At 58.9% G+C, this 17,013-nt stretch carries 17 protein-coding genes; 5 read left to right on the top strand and 12 right to left on the bottom strand.

Annotation, left to right across the window (positions count from 1 at the left end; all coding sequences use genetic code 11):
• Nucleotides 1-24 precede the first annotated feature (24 nt).
• The gene (gene scpA / locus J7413_RS08615; RefSeq protein WP_209097661.1) at nucleotides 25-2,160 is read right to left on the bottom strand and encodes a methylmalonyl-CoA mutase; all 2,136 of its coding nucleotides are present in this window, start codon (nucleotides 2,158-2,160) and stop codon (nucleotides 25-27) included.
• A gap of 16 nt (nucleotides 2,161-2,176) precedes the next feature.
• On the bottom strand, nucleotides 2,177-3,133 hold the full coding sequence (locus J7413_RS08620) for a hypothetical protein (RefSeq protein WP_209097662.1): 957 nt from the start codon (nucleotides 3,131-3,133) through the stop codon (nucleotides 2,177-2,179).
• A gap of 111 nt (nucleotides 3,134-3,244) precedes the next feature.
• On the opposite strand from J7413_RS08620, the gene J7413_RS08625 reads away from it, so the two are divergent.
• Nucleotides 3,245-3,718: a DUF4174 domain-containing protein gene (locus J7413_RS08625; RefSeq protein ID WP_209097663.1), complete on the top strand. Its 474-nt coding sequence runs from the start codon at nucleotides 3,245-3,247 to the stop codon at nucleotides 3,716-3,718.
• A 43-nt stretch (nucleotides 3,719-3,761) separates the two neighbouring features.
• On the opposite strand, the gene J7413_RS08630 is transcribed toward J7413_RS08625, so the two are convergent.
• The 3 genes from J7413_RS08630 to J7413_RS08640 form a co-directional block, all read right to left on the bottom strand.
• Complete coding sequence (locus J7413_RS08630; RefSeq protein ID WP_209097664.1) at nucleotides 3,762-4,676, bottom strand: aldo/keto reductase; 915 nt, start codon at nucleotides 4,674-4,676, stop codon at nucleotides 3,762-3,764.
• 73 nt (nucleotides 4,677-4,749) lie between these two features.
• Nucleotides 4,750-6,777 carry an acetyl/propionyl/methylcrotonyl-CoA carboxylase subunit alpha gene (locus tag J7413_RS08635; protein WP_209097665.1) on the bottom strand — a complete coding sequence of 676 codons (2,028 nt, stop codon included), beginning with the start codon at nucleotides 6,775-6,777 and terminating at the stop codon, nucleotides 4,750-4,752.
• 172 nt (nucleotides 6,778-6,949) lie between these two features.
• Entirely contained in the window at nucleotides 6,950-7,153 is a 204-nt protein-coding gene (locus tag J7413_RS08640; RefSeq protein ID WP_209097666.1) for a hypothetical protein, read from the bottom strand.
• A gap of 629 nt (nucleotides 7,154-7,782) precedes the next feature.
• Between J7413_RS08640 and J7413_RS08645 the strand changes: the two genes are divergently transcribed.
• On the top strand, nucleotides 7,783-8,931 hold the full coding sequence (locus J7413_RS08645) for a DcaP family trimeric outer membrane transporter (protein WP_209097667.1): 1,149 nt from the start codon (nucleotides 7,783-7,785) through the stop codon (nucleotides 8,929-8,931).
• An 86-nt stretch (nucleotides 8,932-9,017) separates the two neighbouring features.
• On the opposite strand, the gene J7413_RS08650 is transcribed toward J7413_RS08645, so the two are convergent.
• From J7413_RS08650 to J7413_RS08675, 6 genes are all read right to left on the bottom strand, one after another.
• A complete protein-coding gene (locus tag J7413_RS08650; RefSeq protein WP_209097668.1) occupies nucleotides 9,018-9,371 on the bottom strand; it encodes a hypothetical protein in 354 nt (117 codons plus the stop codon).
• A gap of 108 nt (nucleotides 9,372-9,479) precedes the next feature.
• On the bottom strand, nucleotides 9,480-9,626 hold the full coding sequence (locus J7413_RS08655; RefSeq protein WP_209097669.1) for a hypothetical protein: 147 nt from the start codon (nucleotides 9,624-9,626) through the stop codon (nucleotides 9,480-9,482).
• Nucleotides 9,627-9,828: 202 nt separating this feature from the next.
• Nucleotides 9,829-10,191: a DUF6497 family protein gene (locus tag J7413_RS08660; protein WP_209097670.1), complete on the bottom strand. Its 363-nt coding sequence runs from the start codon at nucleotides 10,189-10,191 to the stop codon at nucleotides 9,829-9,831.
• A 128-nt stretch (nucleotides 10,192-10,319) separates the two neighbouring features.
• On the bottom strand, nucleotides 10,320-10,673 hold the full coding sequence (locus J7413_RS08665; RefSeq protein WP_209097671.1) for a hypothetical protein: 354 nt from the start codon (nucleotides 10,671-10,673) through the stop codon (nucleotides 10,320-10,322).
• Nucleotides 10,674-10,730: 57 nt separating this feature from the next.
• Nucleotides 10,731-11,156 carry a hypothetical protein gene (locus tag J7413_RS08670; RefSeq protein WP_209097672.1) on the bottom strand — a complete coding sequence of 142 codons (426 nt, stop codon included), beginning with the start codon at nucleotides 11,154-11,156 and terminating at the stop codon, nucleotides 10,731-10,733.
• 48 nt (nucleotides 11,157-11,204) lie between these two features.
• Nucleotides 11,205-12,737: an acyl-CoA carboxylase subunit beta gene (locus J7413_RS08675; protein ID WP_209097673.1), complete on the bottom strand. Its 1,533-nt coding sequence runs from the start codon at nucleotides 12,735-12,737 to the stop codon at nucleotides 11,205-11,207.
• Between the two features lie 242 nt (nucleotides 12,738-12,979).
• On the opposite strand from J7413_RS08675, the gene J7413_RS08680 reads away from it, so the two are divergent.
• The 3 genes from J7413_RS08680 to J7413_RS08690 all read left to right on the top strand — a co-directional run bounded on the left by J7413_RS08680 (nucleotide 12,980) and on the right by J7413_RS08690 (nucleotide 16,651).
• Nucleotides 12,980-14,194, top strand: a complete 1,215-nt coding sequence (locus J7413_RS08680) for a multidrug effflux MFS transporter (RefSeq protein ID WP_209097731.1) — start codon at nucleotides 12,980-12,982, stop codon at nucleotides 14,192-14,194.
• A gap of 108 nt (nucleotides 14,195-14,302) precedes the next feature.
• On the top strand, nucleotides 14,303-15,703 hold the full coding sequence (locus tag J7413_RS08685) for a helix-turn-helix transcriptional regulator (protein WP_209097674.1): 1,401 nt from the start codon (nucleotides 14,303-14,305) through the stop codon (nucleotides 15,701-15,703).
• Between the two features lie 273 nt (nucleotides 15,704-15,976).
• Nucleotides 15,977-16,651: an outer membrane beta-barrel protein gene (locus tag J7413_RS08690; protein ID WP_209097675.1), complete on the top strand. Its 675-nt coding sequence runs from the start codon at nucleotides 15,977-15,979 to the stop codon at nucleotides 16,649-16,651.
• Nucleotides 16,652-16,767: 116 nt separating this feature from the next.
• Here J7413_RS08690 and J7413_RS08695 read toward each other — a convergent pair whose 3' ends face one another.
• A complete protein-coding gene (locus J7413_RS08695; protein WP_209097676.1) occupies nucleotides 16,768-17,007 on the bottom strand; it encodes a DUF465 domain-containing protein in 240 nt (79 codons plus the stop codon).
• Nucleotides 17,008-17,013 lie beyond the last annotated feature (6 nt).

The following is a 17,013-nucleotide window of genomic DNA, read 5'->3' on the forward strand; positions in this document are numbered from 1 at the left end:
CTGGCCCCCAACAGACAGGATCCCTCAGTCACGTGCATCCCGGATCAGCTGCAAAATGTTCTGCGCCGCCTCAGGGATGTTGGTGCCGGGACCAAAGATCGCCTTCACGCCCGCTTTCTTGAGGAAGTCATAATCCTGCTGCGGAATAACGCCGCCGCAGATCACAATAATGTCTTCCGCATCTTTTTCCTTCAGCGCTTCAATCAACTGTGGCGCAAGCGTCTTGTGCCCGGCCGCTTGCGAGGAAATGCCAACCACATGCACGTCATTGTCCACCGCATCCTGCGCCGCTTCTGCCGGGGTCTGGAACAGAGGACCCACATCCACGTCAAAACCGATGTCGGCAAAAGCCGTGGCGATCACTTTGGCGCCACGGTCGTGCCCATCCTGCCCCATTTTCACCACCAGAAGACGTGGGCGACGACCCTCTTCTTCGGCGAAGTCTTCGATGGATTTCTGAATGGCCGCAAAGCCTTCGTCACCTTCATAGGCCGCTCCATAGACACCCGCGAGGGTTTTCACCTCGGCACGGTGACGACCAAACTCTTTCTCCATTGCCATGCTGATTTCCCCAACTGATGCCCGCGCACGCGCCGCTTCCACAGCCGCCTCAAGCAGGTTGCCACCTTCTTTGGCACGCCGTGTGATTTCCGCCAGTGCCGCCTGACAGACCGCCTCATCACGCTCCGCACGCATCTTCTTCAGACGCGCAATCTGGCTTTCCCGCACAGCCACATTGTCCACGTCCAGAATGTCGATCGGGTCTTCCTGCTCCTTGCGGTACTTGTTGACCCCAACGATCACCTCTTCGCCCCGGTCAATCATCGCCTGACGCTTGGCTGCAGTTTCCTCGATGCGCAGCTTGGGCATGCCGCTGGCCACAGCCTTGGTCATGCCGCCCATCTGCTCGACTTCTTGAATGATCGCCCAGGCCTTCTCGATCAGCTCCTCAGTAAGGCTCTCAATGTAGTAAGAGCCCGCCAGCGGATCGACCACATTGGTCACGCCAGTCTCTTCTTGCAATACCAGCTGCGTGTTGCGCGCAATCCGGGCAGAGAAGTCTGTGGGCAGGGCAATTGCCTCATCCAGCGCATTGGTGTGCAGAGACTGCGTGCCACCCAATACCGCAGACATCGCCTCATAGGCGGTGCGGATCACGTTGTTGTAGGGGTCCTGCTCCTGCAGGCTCACACCCGATGTCTGACAGTGGGTGCGCAGCATTTTGGAGCGCTCGGATTTCGCGCCAAATTCGGTCATCACGCGGAACCACAGCGTGCGCGCCGCCCGCAGCTTGGCAATCTCCATGAAGAAGTTCATGCCAATCGCAAAGAAGAAGCTCAAACGCCCGGCAAACTTGTCCACATCCATGCCCGCATCAATCGCGGCCTGCACGTACTCCTTGCCGTCCGCAATGGTATAGGCCAGCTCCTGCACAAGGTTCGCGCCCGCTTCCTGCATGTGATAGCCGGAAATCGAAATGCTGTTGAACTTCGGCATCTCATTGGAGGTGAACTCGATGATGTCAGAGATGATCCGCATGCTCGGCTCTGGCGGATAGATATAGGTGTTGCGCACCATAAACTCTTTCAGAACATCGTTCTGAATGGTGCCCGACAGCAGCGCTTTGTCGTGCCCCTGCTCTTCGCCCGCCACAATGAAGTTGGCCAGAATTGGAATGACAGCGCCGTTCATGGTCATGGAGACCGACACCTGATCCAGCGGAATGCCGTCAAACAGCACCTTCATGTCTTCAACAGAGTCAATCGCCACACCGGCTTTGCCCACGTCCCCCACAACACGCTCATGGTCACTGTCATAGCCACGATGTGTCGCCAAATCGAAGGCCACCGAAACACCCTGCTGACCCGCGGCCAGATTGCGACGGTAAAACGCGTTGGATTCTTCTGCGGTGGAGAAGCCCGCGTACTGACGGATCGTCCAGGGGCGGCCCGCATACATCGTCGCCTTCACGCCACGCGTAAAGGGCGCAAACCCCGGCATCGTGCCGGTATGAGGCAGATCCGCCGTATCCTCAGCCGTGTAGAGGGGTTTGACCCGAATGCCTTCCAGCGTCTCCCAGGTCAGGTCGTCCAGAGGTTTGCCGCGCAGCTCTTTCTCTGCCAGTTCGGCCCATTTCTTGGTGTCCGTCATCGATGTCATCCTCAACTTCTTGTTGCTAACCAAAGCGACTGGCCAGGCCAGCCCTCTCCGGTGTGCTGTCTTCAATCAGATACGCCAGACCATCCGCCCCGGCACGCAGCCAGGCCAGATCTTCGACGTAAATTTCTCTCAGTATGTCCACCTTGAACGCGTCAAACGGGTGCCAGCGGCCCATCCCGTTCGGCAAGGCGTCAGGCGTTTCGCGGCGATCTTGCAAAATCTCGCGCAGCTCTGGCAATTTGGGCACCTGCGCCAGACCATTCAGGCGAAAGTTTGTCGGCGCCTCAAACCGCCCGCTCACCGCGTAGCCCAAAACCACTTCCGGGCGGGCGCCCAGACGCTCATATGGGATCACCAGAATCTCTGCGTCAGGCGCGGCGCAGGCCAGATCCATCACCACCTTGCGCCAGCTGCGGGGTTGGGTGACCAGCCGTTCCAGCTTGGCGGCATCTGGCAGGGCATGGCCCTGACGCAAACCATGGGCCAAAGCGCCGCCCCAATAGTCCTCCAATGCGCGCATGCCGATGATCACCCGCTTCACGCGACCGCCAAAGGCATGCACAAATCGGGCCACACGCTCCCCCGCCGCCGGATACAAACGCTCCGAAGTGAGATTGTTTGTGAGGCTGCCCAGCATATCCGGCTCAAGCACCATCAGATCCTTGACCTTATCACGCTCAAGCATCGCCGCCCGCAAACGCACCCGTCCGGCCCCGCGCGCACGGCGCCGTTCCACGCCGTGCAGACCGGAGCGCAATGTGACCCCGTCAAACAGGCCCTTGCGGGTGTGCTCTGTTGTCCAGACCGCCAAACCATTGGCCTGAAGTGACCGCCGGTTGCGATTGAGATAGCTTGCGAGTGTGGAAACCCCAGAGAGATGGGCCCCGACATGTAGGATGACGTCCATGGCTGCGCGCACCTTGCTAAAGGCCAAACCCGCAGGGGCGGCCGGATATACAGAGGCGGCCATCATGCACATGCACCTATGGAGATCATGCTAATCGACTGTAAAATTTGACCCAATTTACGGTTTGGGATCGTAATGTCAGGCAACACGCTTATATTGGGCGCAGCAGGAGAGAGAATGACACACCGCTTAGCCCTTGTTCTAATTGCCTTTCTGTCGGCCACCGGCGTTGCGGCACAGGCCACCGAAGCCACACCCGAAACCGGCACAGAAAACGCTGAAAATACACCACAACTTGTGCGCTCCGGCCTGGATGCAGATCCAGACGCGTTCCTCTGGGTGAATCGGCTGATCGTGGTTTTTGCTGACACCCCACGCGATCCACGCTTCGCCCAGCAGATGGAGCTGATCGAGGCGCAACCGGACGATTTGCGCGTACGCGATGTGGTTGTGTTCACCGACACCGATCCGGCGGCCCAATCCGCCCTGCGCCAAAAACTGCGCCCACGTGGCTTCATGATGGCGATGATTGGCAAAGACGGCACCGTGTATTTCCGCAAACCGCTGCCCTGGTCGGTGCGCGAAATATCCGCCAACATCGACAAAAACCCGCTGCGCCAACAGGAAATCCGCGACCGCCGCCAGCCTTGAACGCGCATCTCTGCGCGCGGCGTGATATGCCCATTGGCCGGTCTCACGGCATCGTTTTCCCGCGCGCGGCGATCAGCACGTCATACCAGTCCTGACGGCTCAGGCGCACGTCAAACACCTTTGCACTGTCTTTGATCCGCGCCACATTCTGGGTGCCGATCAACGCAATGAGATTGCTGGGATGCGCCAGAACCCAGGCCAGTGCCACATGGTCCACGCCCACGGATTCGCGCGTGGCGATCCCTTCCAGCACGGTCAGCACGCGGGCCTCCTGCGTGCCCGCTTCCGGCTGATGCGCCGCTGTCAAACGGCCTCCGCCCAACGGCGACCAGGCCATCACCGCAAGGTTCAGTTCCTGCGCAATATCCAGCGTGCCATCTTCCAGCGGATCAATCGCCAGCGGCGAAAACTCCGGCTGGCTCGCGACCAGAGGAAAATCCAACTTGCTTTGCAACGCTCGGATCTGCGTGTGAGTGAAATTGCTCACCCCTGCTTCGCGGATTTTGCCCGTCTGGCGCAGATGCGTCAGTGCATCTGCCACCTCCTCAAACGAGGCAAGAAGATCCGGACGATGGATCAGAAAAACGTCGATGGTGTCGGCGCCAAGCCGCGCGAGCGAGCCTTCACAGCTCGCAATCAGGTTGGACGCGCGGCTGTCGTAGGGCACAGGCGGATGAATGCCCGCTTTGGTCACCAGCACCGTGCGCGCGCGCAGATCTTTTTCTGCGCGGTAGACAGCACCCAGCACCTCTTCTGCAGCGCCAAAGCCCTCAGCCCCAAATCCGTAGATCGCTGCCGTGTCCACGAGGTTGGCGCCAATTTCCAGCGCCGCATGCACCTTCTGCGCCGCCTCCGCCGCTGTAGACCCTGCAAACCGCCAGCACCCATAGGCCAACCGCCCGGTGTCAAACGGGCCAATTTGGGTCGTCTTTGCAATTTGCAATGCGTCTCCGGTCATGGCGGGCACCTGTGGTTTCGGCGGTGAGCGCGCGCCCGACAACCATGCCGGGCGAGCCTTTGTTTGGATCAGATCATTCGAACTCGATGATCACATCATCCACCGCGAGGCTGTCGCCCGCGGCTGCGTTGATCTTGCTGACCACGGCCTTCTTCTCGGCCCGCAGGATGTTTTCCATCTTCATGGCTTCCACCGTGCACAGCGCCTGACCTTCCTGAACTTCGTCGCCGACTTCCACGTCGACCTTCACGATCAGACCCGGCATTGGGCAGAGCAGCATCTTGGAGGTATCTGGTGGCAGCTTCTCTGGCATCAGCTTTGCAAGCTCGGCTTGGCGCGGCGTGCGCACATGCACTTTCATATCTGCACCACGGGTGCGCAGACGGAACCCACCGGAGATTTTGCCAACCTTCAGCACTAGGCGGCCATCCACATCGACCTCAGCCAGCTGGTCACCCGGTGTCCAGTCAGAGGCCACGCGCAGCTTGCTGCCATCCTCAAACTTGACGGTAGAACCTTCTTTGTCGGCCTTCACCTTCACGGCAAACTCATGGCCCTGCAGCGTGACAACCCACTTTTTGCCAACACGGCGCTCGTGGTTGTCCATACGGCCCGACACACGGGTGCGACGGATCTCCGCCACGCGGTACATCGCCGCCGCTGCCGCCGCCACGCGCTTGAGCTGCGCCTCAGGCAGCTCTACGCCGTCAAAGCCTTCCGGATACTGCTCTTCGATAAAGGCTGTGGTCATATCGCCCTTGATGAAGATCGGGTGATCCATCACCGCCGACAGGAACGGCAGGTTGTGGCCGATGCCTTCCACCTCAAAGCTGTCCAGCGCCACACGCATCGCCTCAATCGCCGCGTCTCGGGTCGGGGCCCATGTGCAGAGCTTGGCGATCATCGGGTCATAATACATGCTGATCTCGCCGCCTTCATAGACGCCAGTGTCATTGCGCACGACCTCATCGCCCGCATCACCGGGCTGGGTGCCAGGGGTGTAGGCTTTGGTCTCCGCCGGTGGGCGGTAACGGGTCAAGCGGCCAATGGACGGCAGGAAGTTGCGATAGGGATCTTCCGCATAAAGACGGTTCTCAATCGCCCAGCCCTGCAGCTTCACATCGTCTTGGGTGATGCTCAGCGGCTCACCATTGGCGACACGGATCATCTGCTCCACGAGGTCCACACCGGTGATCAGCTCGGTCACAGGGTGTTCCACCTGCAGGCGGGTGTTCATCTCAAGGAAGTAGAAGTTTTTGTCGCCATCCACGATGAATTCCACGGTCCCGGCAGAGGCATAACCCACCGCTTTTGCCAGCGCGACAGATTGCTCGCCCATCGCCTTGCGGGTGGCTTCATCAAGGAACGGGCTTGGCGCCTCCTCCACAACTTTCTGGTTCCGACGCTGGATCGAACATTCGCGCTCGCCCAGATACACACCGTTGCCATGCGCGTCACACAGCACCTGAATTTCAATGTGGCGCGGCTGGGTCACAAACTTCTCGATGAAGATACGGTCATCGCCAAAGCTGTTGGCCGCTTCGTTCTTGGAAGATTGGAAACCCTCGCGCGCTTCTTCATCGTTCCACGCGATCCGCATGCCTTTGCCGCCGCCACCAGCGGAGGCTTTGATCATCACCGGATAGCCGATCTCTTTAGAGATCTTCACCGCCTCATCCGCATCCTCGATCAGGCCCATATAGCCCGGCACGGTGGACACATTGGCGTCCTGCGCGATCTTTTTGGAGGTGATCTTGTCCCCCATCGCCTCAATCGCCCCTTTAGGGGGCCCGATGAAGGCCACGCCAGCCGCTTCCAGCGCCTCGGCAAATTTTGCGTTTTCAGACAGGAAGCCATAGCCAGGATGCACCGCCTGTGCGCCGGTCTTCTTGATGGCCTCCATGACCTTGTCGATCACGATGTAGGATTGGTTTGCCGGAGGTGGGCCAATATGCACCGCCTCGTCTGCCATCTGCACGTGCAGCGCCTGCTTGTCAGCATCCGAATAAATCGCCACCGTCTTGATGCCCATCTTGCGGGCGGATTTGATCACGCGACAGGCAATCTCGCCCCGGTTGGCAATCAGGATCTTATCGAACATCGTCTCGTCCTTCTGGTCTTGTCAGGCCGCAAGCGCGGTCTGGTTTGGCAATAAAAAAGCCACCCGCCCGCGCAAGCGAGGGGATGGCTTCGTTTCTGGGATCAACTGTGGCTCAGCCGAAGAGCTCAGAACCGTCAGGCAAGGTGCAGTAAGTGCTGCACCCGCCGCCTGATCAGCAACTGTTGGAGAATTCTTTACAATAGACCACATTGGCCGCGCTGCCGACGACGGCACCCGCCGCAAGGTTGGCGCCAACAACCGCCGAGACCGCTGTACCTGCACCTGCCCCAATGAGCGCTTGTTCATTGAATGTGTCACCACAGGCGCCCAACGCGGTGAGCGCGCACAAGCCGATAATGGCTGAAGAAAGTCGCATGTCTGAGTGTCCAATACCTGCGAAGGGACGAGGCCCCTAAGATTGCTGTCCGTATCCGCGTCAGCCCCCAAAATATCCTCATCGCGTTCCTCAAGTCCTGCCACGCGCAGGCCCTTGAAAAAAACGGGTGATTCTGAAGGGACACAACAGAACCACCCGGAAGGGGAAGGGTAACGGAATACACTGTTACAGGAACCCGCCAAATCGGCGCATTCCTCAGCACGCATGATGCCTGCAAATCTCGGAAACCAAAGTGGATTTTGCGCCCACGCACAACGATAGGCCGCATCCTGCCCAATCAGCTGACCCCAAGGCAACTTCCCGCCGACAGAAAACAGGGCCCCCGATGCCAATCGGCGATCACTCGCCATCACAACCGCGCGACAATTCGGAACCAAATGGTACACAAGTGCATTTTCAAGAGGGGCGCGATCACATTTTCCAAACAAGATCGTCGGCAGTTTCACCAAAGTCTTACCCCGGCAAATGCCAATCTTTGCGTCCAATCTCACAAAACGGTCACAAGTCACTGAGAATTTTGGCCGCTCTGCTCTCAGCGACGTCATTTCGAGAATGTGCAAACCCGTGAAACCCATGGGGCGTTGCACGTCACTGAAAGGACCAGCCAAATGCGCAAACCCAGACACAGACTTGTCACCGTCGCGGCGTTGACCATCGGCACCACCGGCACGCTCGCCCATGCCCAAGATCAAGGCACACAGGCCGAACTTGACGCGCTGCGTGCCCGTGTTGAGGCACTCGAATCCGGCAGCGAACCGACCAGCACCGGCAGCGGTGATTTCAACGTTGGCGGCACCAGCATCGACATCTACGGCTACCTGAAAGCCGACTTTTACTACGACACAGACTTCCGTCAGGGAGATACGGCCTTTGTGAACGCGATTGGTGAGCCCACCAACGCCACCGACGGCAGCTTTGGGGCCACTGCCCGTCAGTCCCGCCTTGGCTTCCGCACCAACACCGACACCAGCATCGGCAATGTCGCCGGCAAACTGGAGCTGGATCTGTTCGGCTCCGGCGGCACCGCAGAGCTGCGCCTGCGCCACGCCAGCGTTCAACTGGGTGACAACTGGCTGATTGGTCAGGACTGGACCAACTTCATGCCGCTGAGCCAATACCCCACCACCGTGGAATTCAACGGCCCCGTTGGCATCTCTTTTGCCCGCGTCCCGCAAATCCGCTACACCCACAACTGGGATCAGCTGACCTTCAGCGCCTCGATCGAGGAAAACAACGCGGCCTCTGACGACCCGACCTTCACCTCGGCCCTGTCTTACGACACCGACCTCTTCAGTGCCCGTGTGGCGGGCCTGACAGGCAGCGTGCGCAGCGGTGGGCAGGACATCGACCAGAGCGGCTTCACCCTGTCCGGCGCAGTCCGCCCTTGGGAGGGGGGGCTCTTCCAGGCGACCTATGTCGACGGCGAAGCCCTCGGCCCGCTGCTGATTGGGGGCGGCAACGCCGCTGTCGGCGGTCAGGCCAATGATGTCTCCGGCTACACGCTGGAATTCCGGCAGGACATTGGCGCGCGCTGGAACGTGGGCATCGCCTACGGCCGCGAGGATTACGACCTTGCCAGTTCCACCGGCACGCTGGCCTTCGACGAGCTGGAAACCATCCACCTCAACGCCTTCTACAAGGCCACCGACGATCTGACGTTCAGCGCCGAGTATTTCATCGGCGAACGCAACGACGCGGGCAGCGGGCGCACATTTGACTCTGACCGCATCCAGCTGGCTGTCCAGCTGAACTTCTAAAGCAGAAACGTGGCCCTGCCCGCCGAAAGCGGCAGGTGGGGCCATGATCTTAGAGGCCAAAGCGATATGTGCGCCCGGCTGATGCATCAGAAATCGTCTTCAAATGCGTCCGGGAAAGAGGCACGCGCCACGACCTCGTCAATCACCAAAAGCGCGTCATAGCTCTCTGGATCAAACGGATCTTCTGCCGCGACCACCTCACGGCCAAAAAGCCAGCTCAGGCGACCGGCATCGAGATTGCCCCGCTCAAACGGCTGATCGCCAAAATGCTCCCACAGCGCCGCCATAAAGGCGCTGTCGGCACGGCGATCTGCGGGCTTGCGGTCCTTGAAACGCTCCCGTTTCGTGATCGCAGTCACCCCACGAGGGTTCGCACGACGGATGGTGAATTGAAAATCTGATCCCGGAAGACGACCGGGGAAGCCGCGATGCTTAATCATGCCTGCGCTCCCTTCTGTTGAGGGCGCGGCGTCCGCATCACCTGTGTTGAGACGCAAGCAGGCCCTGCGGTCTGCTCGCCATTTTTTTCAAAAGAAAGACCTGCGGCCTTACTTGTATTTGCCAGTGTAGGTTGGCTCGGTTGAGATGGGCTCTGGGTCAACCACAACGAACTCTTCGATGGGTTCGTCTTGGCCACAGGCCGCCACGAGGGCCACAAGGCCGATCGCGAGGAATGACTTGATGCTCTTCGACATCTGTTTCTCCACTTATCATTTTCAATTTGGACAGGGACGATGCGCCCTGCCTGCCTCAATGCCACAGCGATGTGGCATGCGCGGAGAATAGGGGATTCTTTCGCAAAAAGATAGGGATAGGAGCCTGCCTTAAGGCGCTGTGGCGTGTTTGCCGCAACCGCATCAGGCTGTGTGAAGCTGCTCACAATATCTAGTGGTGTCATCAAAACCCCTCCCAGATACAGGTGCCATCCTGCACGCTGAATGCTTCAAAATACTGTTGGGCGAGATGGGTCATCACGCCGAATTCTGTTTCTCTGTCTGCCATGGATATGATCACCTGATCGACTTTTTCTTCGGAAACAGCCAGATACGGCACCGCGACGCCAATGCACAGGTGAAAGAAGTCCTCTTCAATCTCCGTAAAGGCGATCCCCTGCCGCAACAGGGGCATCACATAGCGAAACCGTGCTACGCGACTTGCATCATCGCGGGTTTCAAACAGGACTTCTTGTAGGGATATGTCGTTGCCGGAGGGCACAGCTGGAGCCTCCTCCAAAACTCCAGCCGTGGCCGCAGCACCCAAAAGGGGCCCTCCTAACGCGGCAAAAACAATGTGAGTCGCAGGCTTACATAGTTTTTCAACAAAAGCTCCAAAAAATATGCGCAATGCAGATTTTTTTTCCACAGCCCCCTGACATTGGTAGGAATTTGTCATGCCAGCACCTTTTTAGGTTGCGCATGACGAATCCAACGCACGCGACGCTTGGGGCAATTCAGCACCTGTGAAATGTCTGCCTCAAGCTTCTGACGCGCCACCGCGCCAGCCACTTCGCCGCCAGCAACAACATGCAGACCGCCATCCACACGCGTCACCTGCACGACCGGCGCAAAACCACGTAAATCCTGCAGCGCGCGCCACATATCCTGCCGCACCTGCTGCGCCACGCGCACACGGCAGGCATCCGGCAACGTCGTCTCCGCCGCCACGTCCCACCGCACAGGCAGGCGCCGCGCCACCGTCACCCGGTCACCCTCACGCAGGATATGCCAGCGACGGCGGCTCATGCGGGCGCCCTCATGTCAAAGGCGCCCGACAATACAAAGCGATATATGCAACGCCCATCAGCCATCAAAGAACTTAAAGCCCCGGCATTTGGCTGACGAGAATCCAGCCTGCACCTCGCCACCGGCTTTCTGCCAGTCCATCACCAAAATCACGCGGTTGTATTTCAGATCGGCAAACTGAGCGCGCACCTTCTCTTGAGTGAGTTTGCACATCTCAACCATCTGCTTTTTGACAACAGACTTGTTGGCAGGCACAGGGCCAGACATCACCGCACCAACCAAAGGCTGCGCATTGCGACGCACCCGCGTGCTCGCCCCGTCATCGCGGCTGGTCGTCGTCGTGATTTGATTTTCCTGAATGGAAACGACGCACCCTTTGGTGCCTCCGCCCAAATCAAACGCCTGAATGCCACGGCAGCTTTGGGCCTCTGCCGCGAGCGGCAGTGCAAACAACGCGCATGATGCAAAAATCAACGTTCTCATATTCATCTTTTCCTTGTGTGGTTTTTCAATGAAACCACTCATAGACGATCAAAGCGGAATGTTGTCGTGTTTTTTCCAAGGGTTCTCGAGCTTCTTGTTACGAAGGCTCGCAAACGCGCGGCTCACCCGGCGGCGTGTGCTCTGGGGCATGATCACCTCGTCGATAAAGCCGCGCTCCGCCGCCACAAATGGCGTTGCAAACCGCTCTTCATAGTCCTTGGTGTGCGCCGCAATTTTCTCAGCATCGCCAAGATCCGCACGGTGAATAATCTCGGTCGCGCCCTTTGCTCCCATCACAGCGATCTCCGCTGTGGGCCAGGCATAGTTGAAGTCCCCACGCAGGTGTTTGGAGGCCATCACGTCATAAGCACCGCCATAGGCCTTCCGGGTGATCACCGTCACTTTCGGCACGGTCGCTTCACCATAGGCAAACAGCAGCTTCGCGCCATGCTTGATCACACCGCCATACTCCTGGCTGGTCCCCGGCAGGAAGCCCGGCACATCCACCAGCGTCAGGATCGGGATCTCAAAACAGTCACAGAAGCGCACAAACCGTGCCGCCTTACGGGAGCTGTCAATGTCCAGGCAGCCCGCCAGAACGGTTGGCTGGTTGGCAACCACCCCCACGGTCTGCCCCTCCAGACGGATGAAGCCCGTGATGATGTTTTTGGCGTAATCTTCCTGAATTTCGTAGAAATCGCCCTCATCTGCCACCTTATGAATGAGCTCTTTCATATCATAAGGCGTGTTGGGGTTTTCCGGCACCAGCGTATCAAGGCTTTTCTCCACGCGCCCCGGCTCATCAAAGAACGGGCGAACGGGCGGCTTTTCGCGGTTGTTGAGCGGCAGGAAGTCCACCAAACGGCGCACTTCGGCCAGCGCTTCCACGTCGTTTTCAAACGCACCATCCGCAACAGAAGACTTCTTGGTATGCGTGCTTGCGCCACCCAACTCTTCGGCGGTCACAACCTCATTGGTCACGGTTTTCACAACATCCGGGCCGGTCACAAACATATAAGACGTGTCTTTGACCATAAAGATGAAGTCGGTCATCGCAGGGGAATAAACCGCGCCACCGGCACAGGGGCCCATGATCACGCTGATCTGCGGCACCACACCAGAGGCCATGATATTGCGCTGGAACACTTCGGCATAGCCCGCCAGCGAGTCGACACCTTCCTGAATACGCGCGCCACCTGAATCGTTCAGACCAATGATCGGCGCACCGTTCTGCACCGCCATGTCCTGAATTTTGCAGATCTTCTGGGCGTGGGTTTCCGACAGGGAGCCGCCAAACACCGTGAAGTCTTGCGAGAAGACATAAACCATACGGCCATTGATTGTGCCCCAACCGGTGATCACACCATCACCAGCAGGCTTGTCTTTCTCCATGCCAAACTCGGCGCAGCGATGCGTTTTGAACATGTCAAACTCTTCAAAGCTGCCCTCATCCAACAACAGCTCGATCCGCTCCCGCGCCGTCAGCTTGCCTTTGGCATGTTGGCTGTCGATCCGGCGCTGGCCGCCACCAAGGCGCGCAACCTCGCGGCGCTCTTCCAATTGCTGCAGAATATCTTTCATGGCCGTCCCTCATGATCTCAATCGCGCACTGTCCGGCACAGGCCCACACGACCTCCCACCAACACCAGCGCACGCACCCTGGTTTTAAAGTACCATAAGAAGCCCACCCGCCTCACAAAAGCATTATTCGGCAAATTTGCAAATTATGAGGAATGCGGCGCGTGCGAATTGCAAATCAGCAAATCGTTCACATCTGAATTTTCTTCGTGGACATTAAATCACCCGCCACCTACCTCTTAGCCATGAACAGTCATTCACGCGGCACGTTTTTAGACCGCAGCACACCACCCCACATCCTGACGCTCATCCTGCTTGCTGGGGTGTCAGCGTTGTGTATGAACATCTTCTTGCCCAGCCTGCCCTCGATGGCGGAGTATTACGGCACAGATTATGCCGTGATGCAGCTGTCGATTGCGGTCTATCTGGCGGTCAATGGCGTGCTGCAAATTGTTGTGGGCCCCATCTCCGACAAGCTGGGGCGACGCCCGGTGATCCTGTGGGGGCTGGCGATCTTCCTGCTGGCCACGCTGGGATGCATCTTTGCCCCCAACGCGGCGATCTTTCTAGCCTTCCGCATGCTGCAGGCCGCGGTTGTTGTCGCCATGGTGCTCTCGCGCGCGGTGGTACGTGATATGGTGTCCACCGAGGAAGCCGCCTCCATGATTGGCTATGTGACCATGGGCATGACTGTGGTCCCGATGCTGGGCCCTGCCCTTGGCGGCGTGCTTGATGCCGCCTTTGGCTGGCAAGCCAGCTTCTGGATGCTGTTTGCGATCGGGCTCGCCATTTTCTGGCTCACGTTTCGCGACCTCGGCGAAACCAAAACAGCCAGCGGCCTCTCCCTTGGGGCGCAGGTCCGCCAATACCCAGAGCTGCTGACCAGCCCCCGCTTCTGGGGGTATTCCCTCGCAAATGGCTTCACCTCAGGCGCTTTCTTTGCCTATCTGGGCGGCGCGCCTTTTGTGGCCACGGAACTCTTTGGCATGTCCTCTTCGCAAATGGGCATCTATTTCGGCGCTCCAGCTGTGGGATATTTCATCGGCAATTTCCTGGCAGGCCGCTACTCCGCACGCATTGGCATCAATCCAATGGTGCTGGCGGGCTGTCTGATCTGCGGCCTCGGTGTGGCTGCCTCACTCACCACCTTCTATCTCGGTCACGGCTCTGCTGAGGTGTTCTTTGGCTTCATGACCTTTGTCGGCATCGGCAATGGGCTCGCCATTCCAAACGCCACGGCCGGCGCCCTGTCCGTGCGCCCACAGCTCGCAGGCACCGCATCGGGCCTCACCGGGGCCATTATGATCGGCGGCGGCGCGGCACTGTCAGCGCTCGCAGGCACATTGCTTACACCTGAAACCGGCGCCTTTCCCCTGCTTTGGCTGATGGTCGCAACCGCAACCCTGTCCGTTGTTGCCATCGTGCTTGTCATCCTCAGAGAGAAGCACCTGCGCCTGTAAAAGCGCAAAGCCGCCACAGGCGCGCACCGCGGCAAAATCCCACTGGCATCGCAGGATTTGCAAAGCTATCTTTGCAGCTATGCAGCCAGGGATCACGGGAGGACCACGGTGCCAACGCAAAAGCTCTACGCAGGCGCAAAGCTGCGCGAAATTCGCACGCGGCTGACGCTCACGCAGAAAGACTTCGCGCAGAAACTTGGCGTTTCCCTGCCCTATCTGAACCAGATGGAAAACAACAACCGGCCGGTCTCCACCACGGTTGTGCTCGCTCTGGCCCAGGAATTTGGCCTTGATGTCACCGAACTCAGCACCGGTGACAGCGAACGCCTGGTCTCTGACATGCGCGAAGCGCTGGCCGACCCGGTGCTGGCAGAAACCTCCGCGCCGCTGGCCGATTTGCGCCTTGCGGCCTCCAACGCCCCCGCCCTCGCCCGCGCCTTTCTGGAGTTGCACCGCGCCTACCGCCAGACCCACGAACGTCTCGCCTCTCTGGATGAGGCTCTGGGCCGTCAGGACGTGCAAACCCAATCGAGCCCTTGGGATGAAGTGCGCGATTTCTTTCACTATTGCGACAACTACATCGACGCAGTGGACCACGCCGCAGAACGCTTCGCTCAGCAAGCCATAGAGCACGGCGGCGTCCGCGCGGCAGCGCTGGCGTCTCTGCGCGAGGCTGGCATCGCTGTGTCCTTCACCGATGTCGATCACCTGCGCGCCTATGATGCAGACACCCAAAGACTGCAAATTTCCCGCTACGCCCAGCCAGAAACACAGACCTTCCAGCTTTTGTTGCAAGTTGCCCTCCTGCAAAACGGTCAACTGCTGGAAGCCACGCTGGACTTTGCCCGCTTCCAGAGTGACGCGGCCCGCGCCATCGCCAAGATCGGGCTCGCCAACTATTTTGCCGGTGCGGCGCTTATGCCCTACAGCACTTTTCTGGATGCCGCGCGCGACACACGCCACGATCTCGAACTGCTCGCGAACCGTTTTGGCGCCTCCATCGAACAGGTCGCCCACCGGCTATCCACGCTACAACGCCCCGGCAACAAGGGGATCCCATTCTTCTTTGTCCGCGTCGATCAGGCCGGTACCATCACCAAACGCCACTCTGCCACCCGCCTGCAATTTGCCCGTTTCGGCGGTGCTTGTCCTCTCTGGAACGTCCACCGCGCCTTTGAAACGCCCGGTCACTTCCTGCGCCAGCTGGCCGAAACGCCCGATGGCGTGCGCTACATCTCTTTGGCCCGCGACGTCTCTAAATCCGGTGGCCACTTCGGCGCGCCTGTGCGCCGCTACGCCATCGCATTGGGCTGCGAAATCCGCCACGCCGACGCGCTGGTCTATGCCGATCATATGGAACTGGACAACCCCCGCGCCTTTGAGCCCATCGGCATTTCCTGCCGCATCTGCGAGCGCACCCATTGCCACCAACGCTCGGTGCCCCCACTCGAACGCCGCCTGACGATTGACGAAAACCGCCGCGATGTGTTGCCATATGATGTGGGGTAAACGCCCCGCCCCCCACACATCCGCTCATGCACCCGTGATCGATATTGCAACACAGCGACGCCTAAAGGCCCATTGTGACCAATCACACTCAGGCACAAAGCCTGCAACACCCTGAAAAATATAAATTCCTATCGCTGCGCGCCTTGTTTGAAAATTGTTCAATGGCGCGCTCACACATTTTCTTTGGCCCTTGTGAAATGACAGCGCACCGCCGCTGTGGTGCTTTGCCCCCACACAAACAACACCCCATTTTACAGACAAAGGGCCTCTCACATGTTCACCCGTTCCCTCCTGGGCGCAACCCTGCTCGCCACCACAACCCTCGCGGCACCCGCCTTTGCCCAAGACTGGTACGTCCAGGGATTTCTCGGATATTCCTATGCCGATGACGCAGAGCACTCCGGCAACATCGGCGGCAACACACAAAGCGTGCTCACCGACCTGGACGAAGATCTGAGCTACGGTGTCTCCGTTGGCCGCAACATCACGAGCTTTGGCAATGGCTTGTCCTTGCGCGGCGAAGTGGAGCTGTCCTACCGCTCAAATGACGTCAACGCGGTCGACTTCAGTGGCAATGGCGCAGGCAACGAGGCCAACCCAGGCGGCGATATTTCAGCCACCTATCTGTTGGGCAATCTGATTGTGGATGTGGAAACCAGCTCCAAGTTCACACCTTACTTTGGCGGCGGTCTTGGCGTGGGGTTCTTTGACCAGAACATTTCTTATGGCAATGGCGTGACCATTCGTGGCGATGACGAAGTCTTCACCGCCCAGCTGATCGCGGGCACGTCCTATGAAATCAATGATCAGGTCTCGCTGTTTGGCGATGTGCGCTACACACGCGGCTTTGACGTCACCGGCACCCGCACTTCCCCGGCAGGCACAGCCACTGTGTCAGACGACCTGTCCAACACCTCCCTGAACCTGGGTGTGCGCTTCACGTTCTGATCCGCGCCCAGCTGCAAACGTGTTTCATGTGATGCGCCCTTAATTTGACGTGAAACACGGGCTGCGCTCCGCCAGAGTCCCCTCTGGCGGAGCGCAATTGACTTGGTTCAAAAGACTCAGTTCGCTTTCAGATAGGCGTAGATCTCATCTTTCAGAGCGCCACGGCGCTTGCGCAGATCCACTTCTGCCAACTCTTCGCGCGGGGCCACGTTGGTTTCTGCAACGTGCACCTTACGGTTGATTTCGTGGTACTCCGCCGCCAGCTTGGCAAAGTGATTGTCGCTGACCTTCAAAGCACTCATTTTCTCGGCAAATTCTGGAAACTCTTCGGCCAGCTCATGTGGGGTGTTAGACATGCTGTT

This window comes from Shimia sp. R10_1 (assembly GCF_017744095.1).
GTDB lineage: Bacteria > Pseudomonadota > Alphaproteobacteria > Rhodobacterales > Rhodobacteraceae > Shimia.

Coding starts and splice junctions, on each gene's coding strand:
- J7413_RS08645 (WP_209097667.1), top strand. CDS start 7,783: ATGCGCAAACCCAGACACAGACTTGTCACCGTCGCGGCGTTGACCATC.
- J7413_RS08670 (WP_209097672.1), bottom strand. CDS start 11,156: ATGAGAACGTTGATTTTTGCATCATGCGCGTTGTTTGCACTGCCGCTC.
- J7413_RS08650 (WP_209097668.1), bottom strand. CDS start 9,371: ATGATTAAGCATCGCGGCTTCCCCGGTCGTCTTCCGGGATCAGATTTT.
- J7413_RS08690 (WP_209097675.1), top strand. CDS start 15,977: ATGTTCACCCGTTCCCTCCTGGGCGCAACCCTGCTCGCCACCACAACC.
- J7413_RS08655 (WP_209097669.1), bottom strand. CDS start 9,626: ATGTCGAAGAGCATCAAGTCATTCCTCGCGATCGGCCTTGTGGCCCTC.
- J7413_RS08620 (WP_209097662.1), bottom strand. CDS start 3,133: ATGATGGCCGCCTCTGTATATCCGGCCGCCCCTGCGGGTTTGGCCTTT.
- J7413_RS08630 (WP_209097664.1), bottom strand. CDS start 4,676: ATGACCGGAGACGCATTGCAAATTGCAAAGACGACCCAAATTGGCCCG.
- J7413_RS08640 (WP_209097666.1), bottom strand. CDS start 7,153: ATGCGACTTTCTTCAGCCATTATCGGCTTGTGCGCGCTCACCGCGTTG.
- J7413_RS08680 (WP_209097731.1), top strand. CDS start 12,980: ATGAACAGTCATTCACGCGGCACGTTTTTAGACCGCAGCACACCACCC.
- J7413_RS08665 (WP_209097671.1), bottom strand. CDS start 10,673: ATGAGCCGCCGTCGCTGGCATATCCTGCGTGAGGGTGACCGGGTGACG.
- J7413_RS08675 (WP_209097673.1), bottom strand. CDS start 12,737: ATGAAAGATATTCTGCAGCAATTGGAAGAGCGCCGCGAGGTTGCGCGC.
- scpA (WP_209097661.1), bottom strand. CDS start 2,160: ATGACATCGATGACGGACACCAAGAAATGGGCCGAACTGGCAGAGAAA.
- J7413_RS08635 (WP_209097665.1), bottom strand. CDS start 6,777: ATGTTCGATAAGATCCTGATTGCCAACCGGGGCGAGATTGCCTGTCGC.
- J7413_RS08695 (WP_209097676.1), bottom strand. CDS start 17,007: ATGTCTAACACCCCACATGAGCTGGCCGAAGAGTTTCCAGAATTTGCC.
- J7413_RS08625 (WP_209097663.1), top strand. CDS start 3,245: ATGACACACCGCTTAGCCCTTGTTCTAATTGCCTTTCTGTCGGCCACC.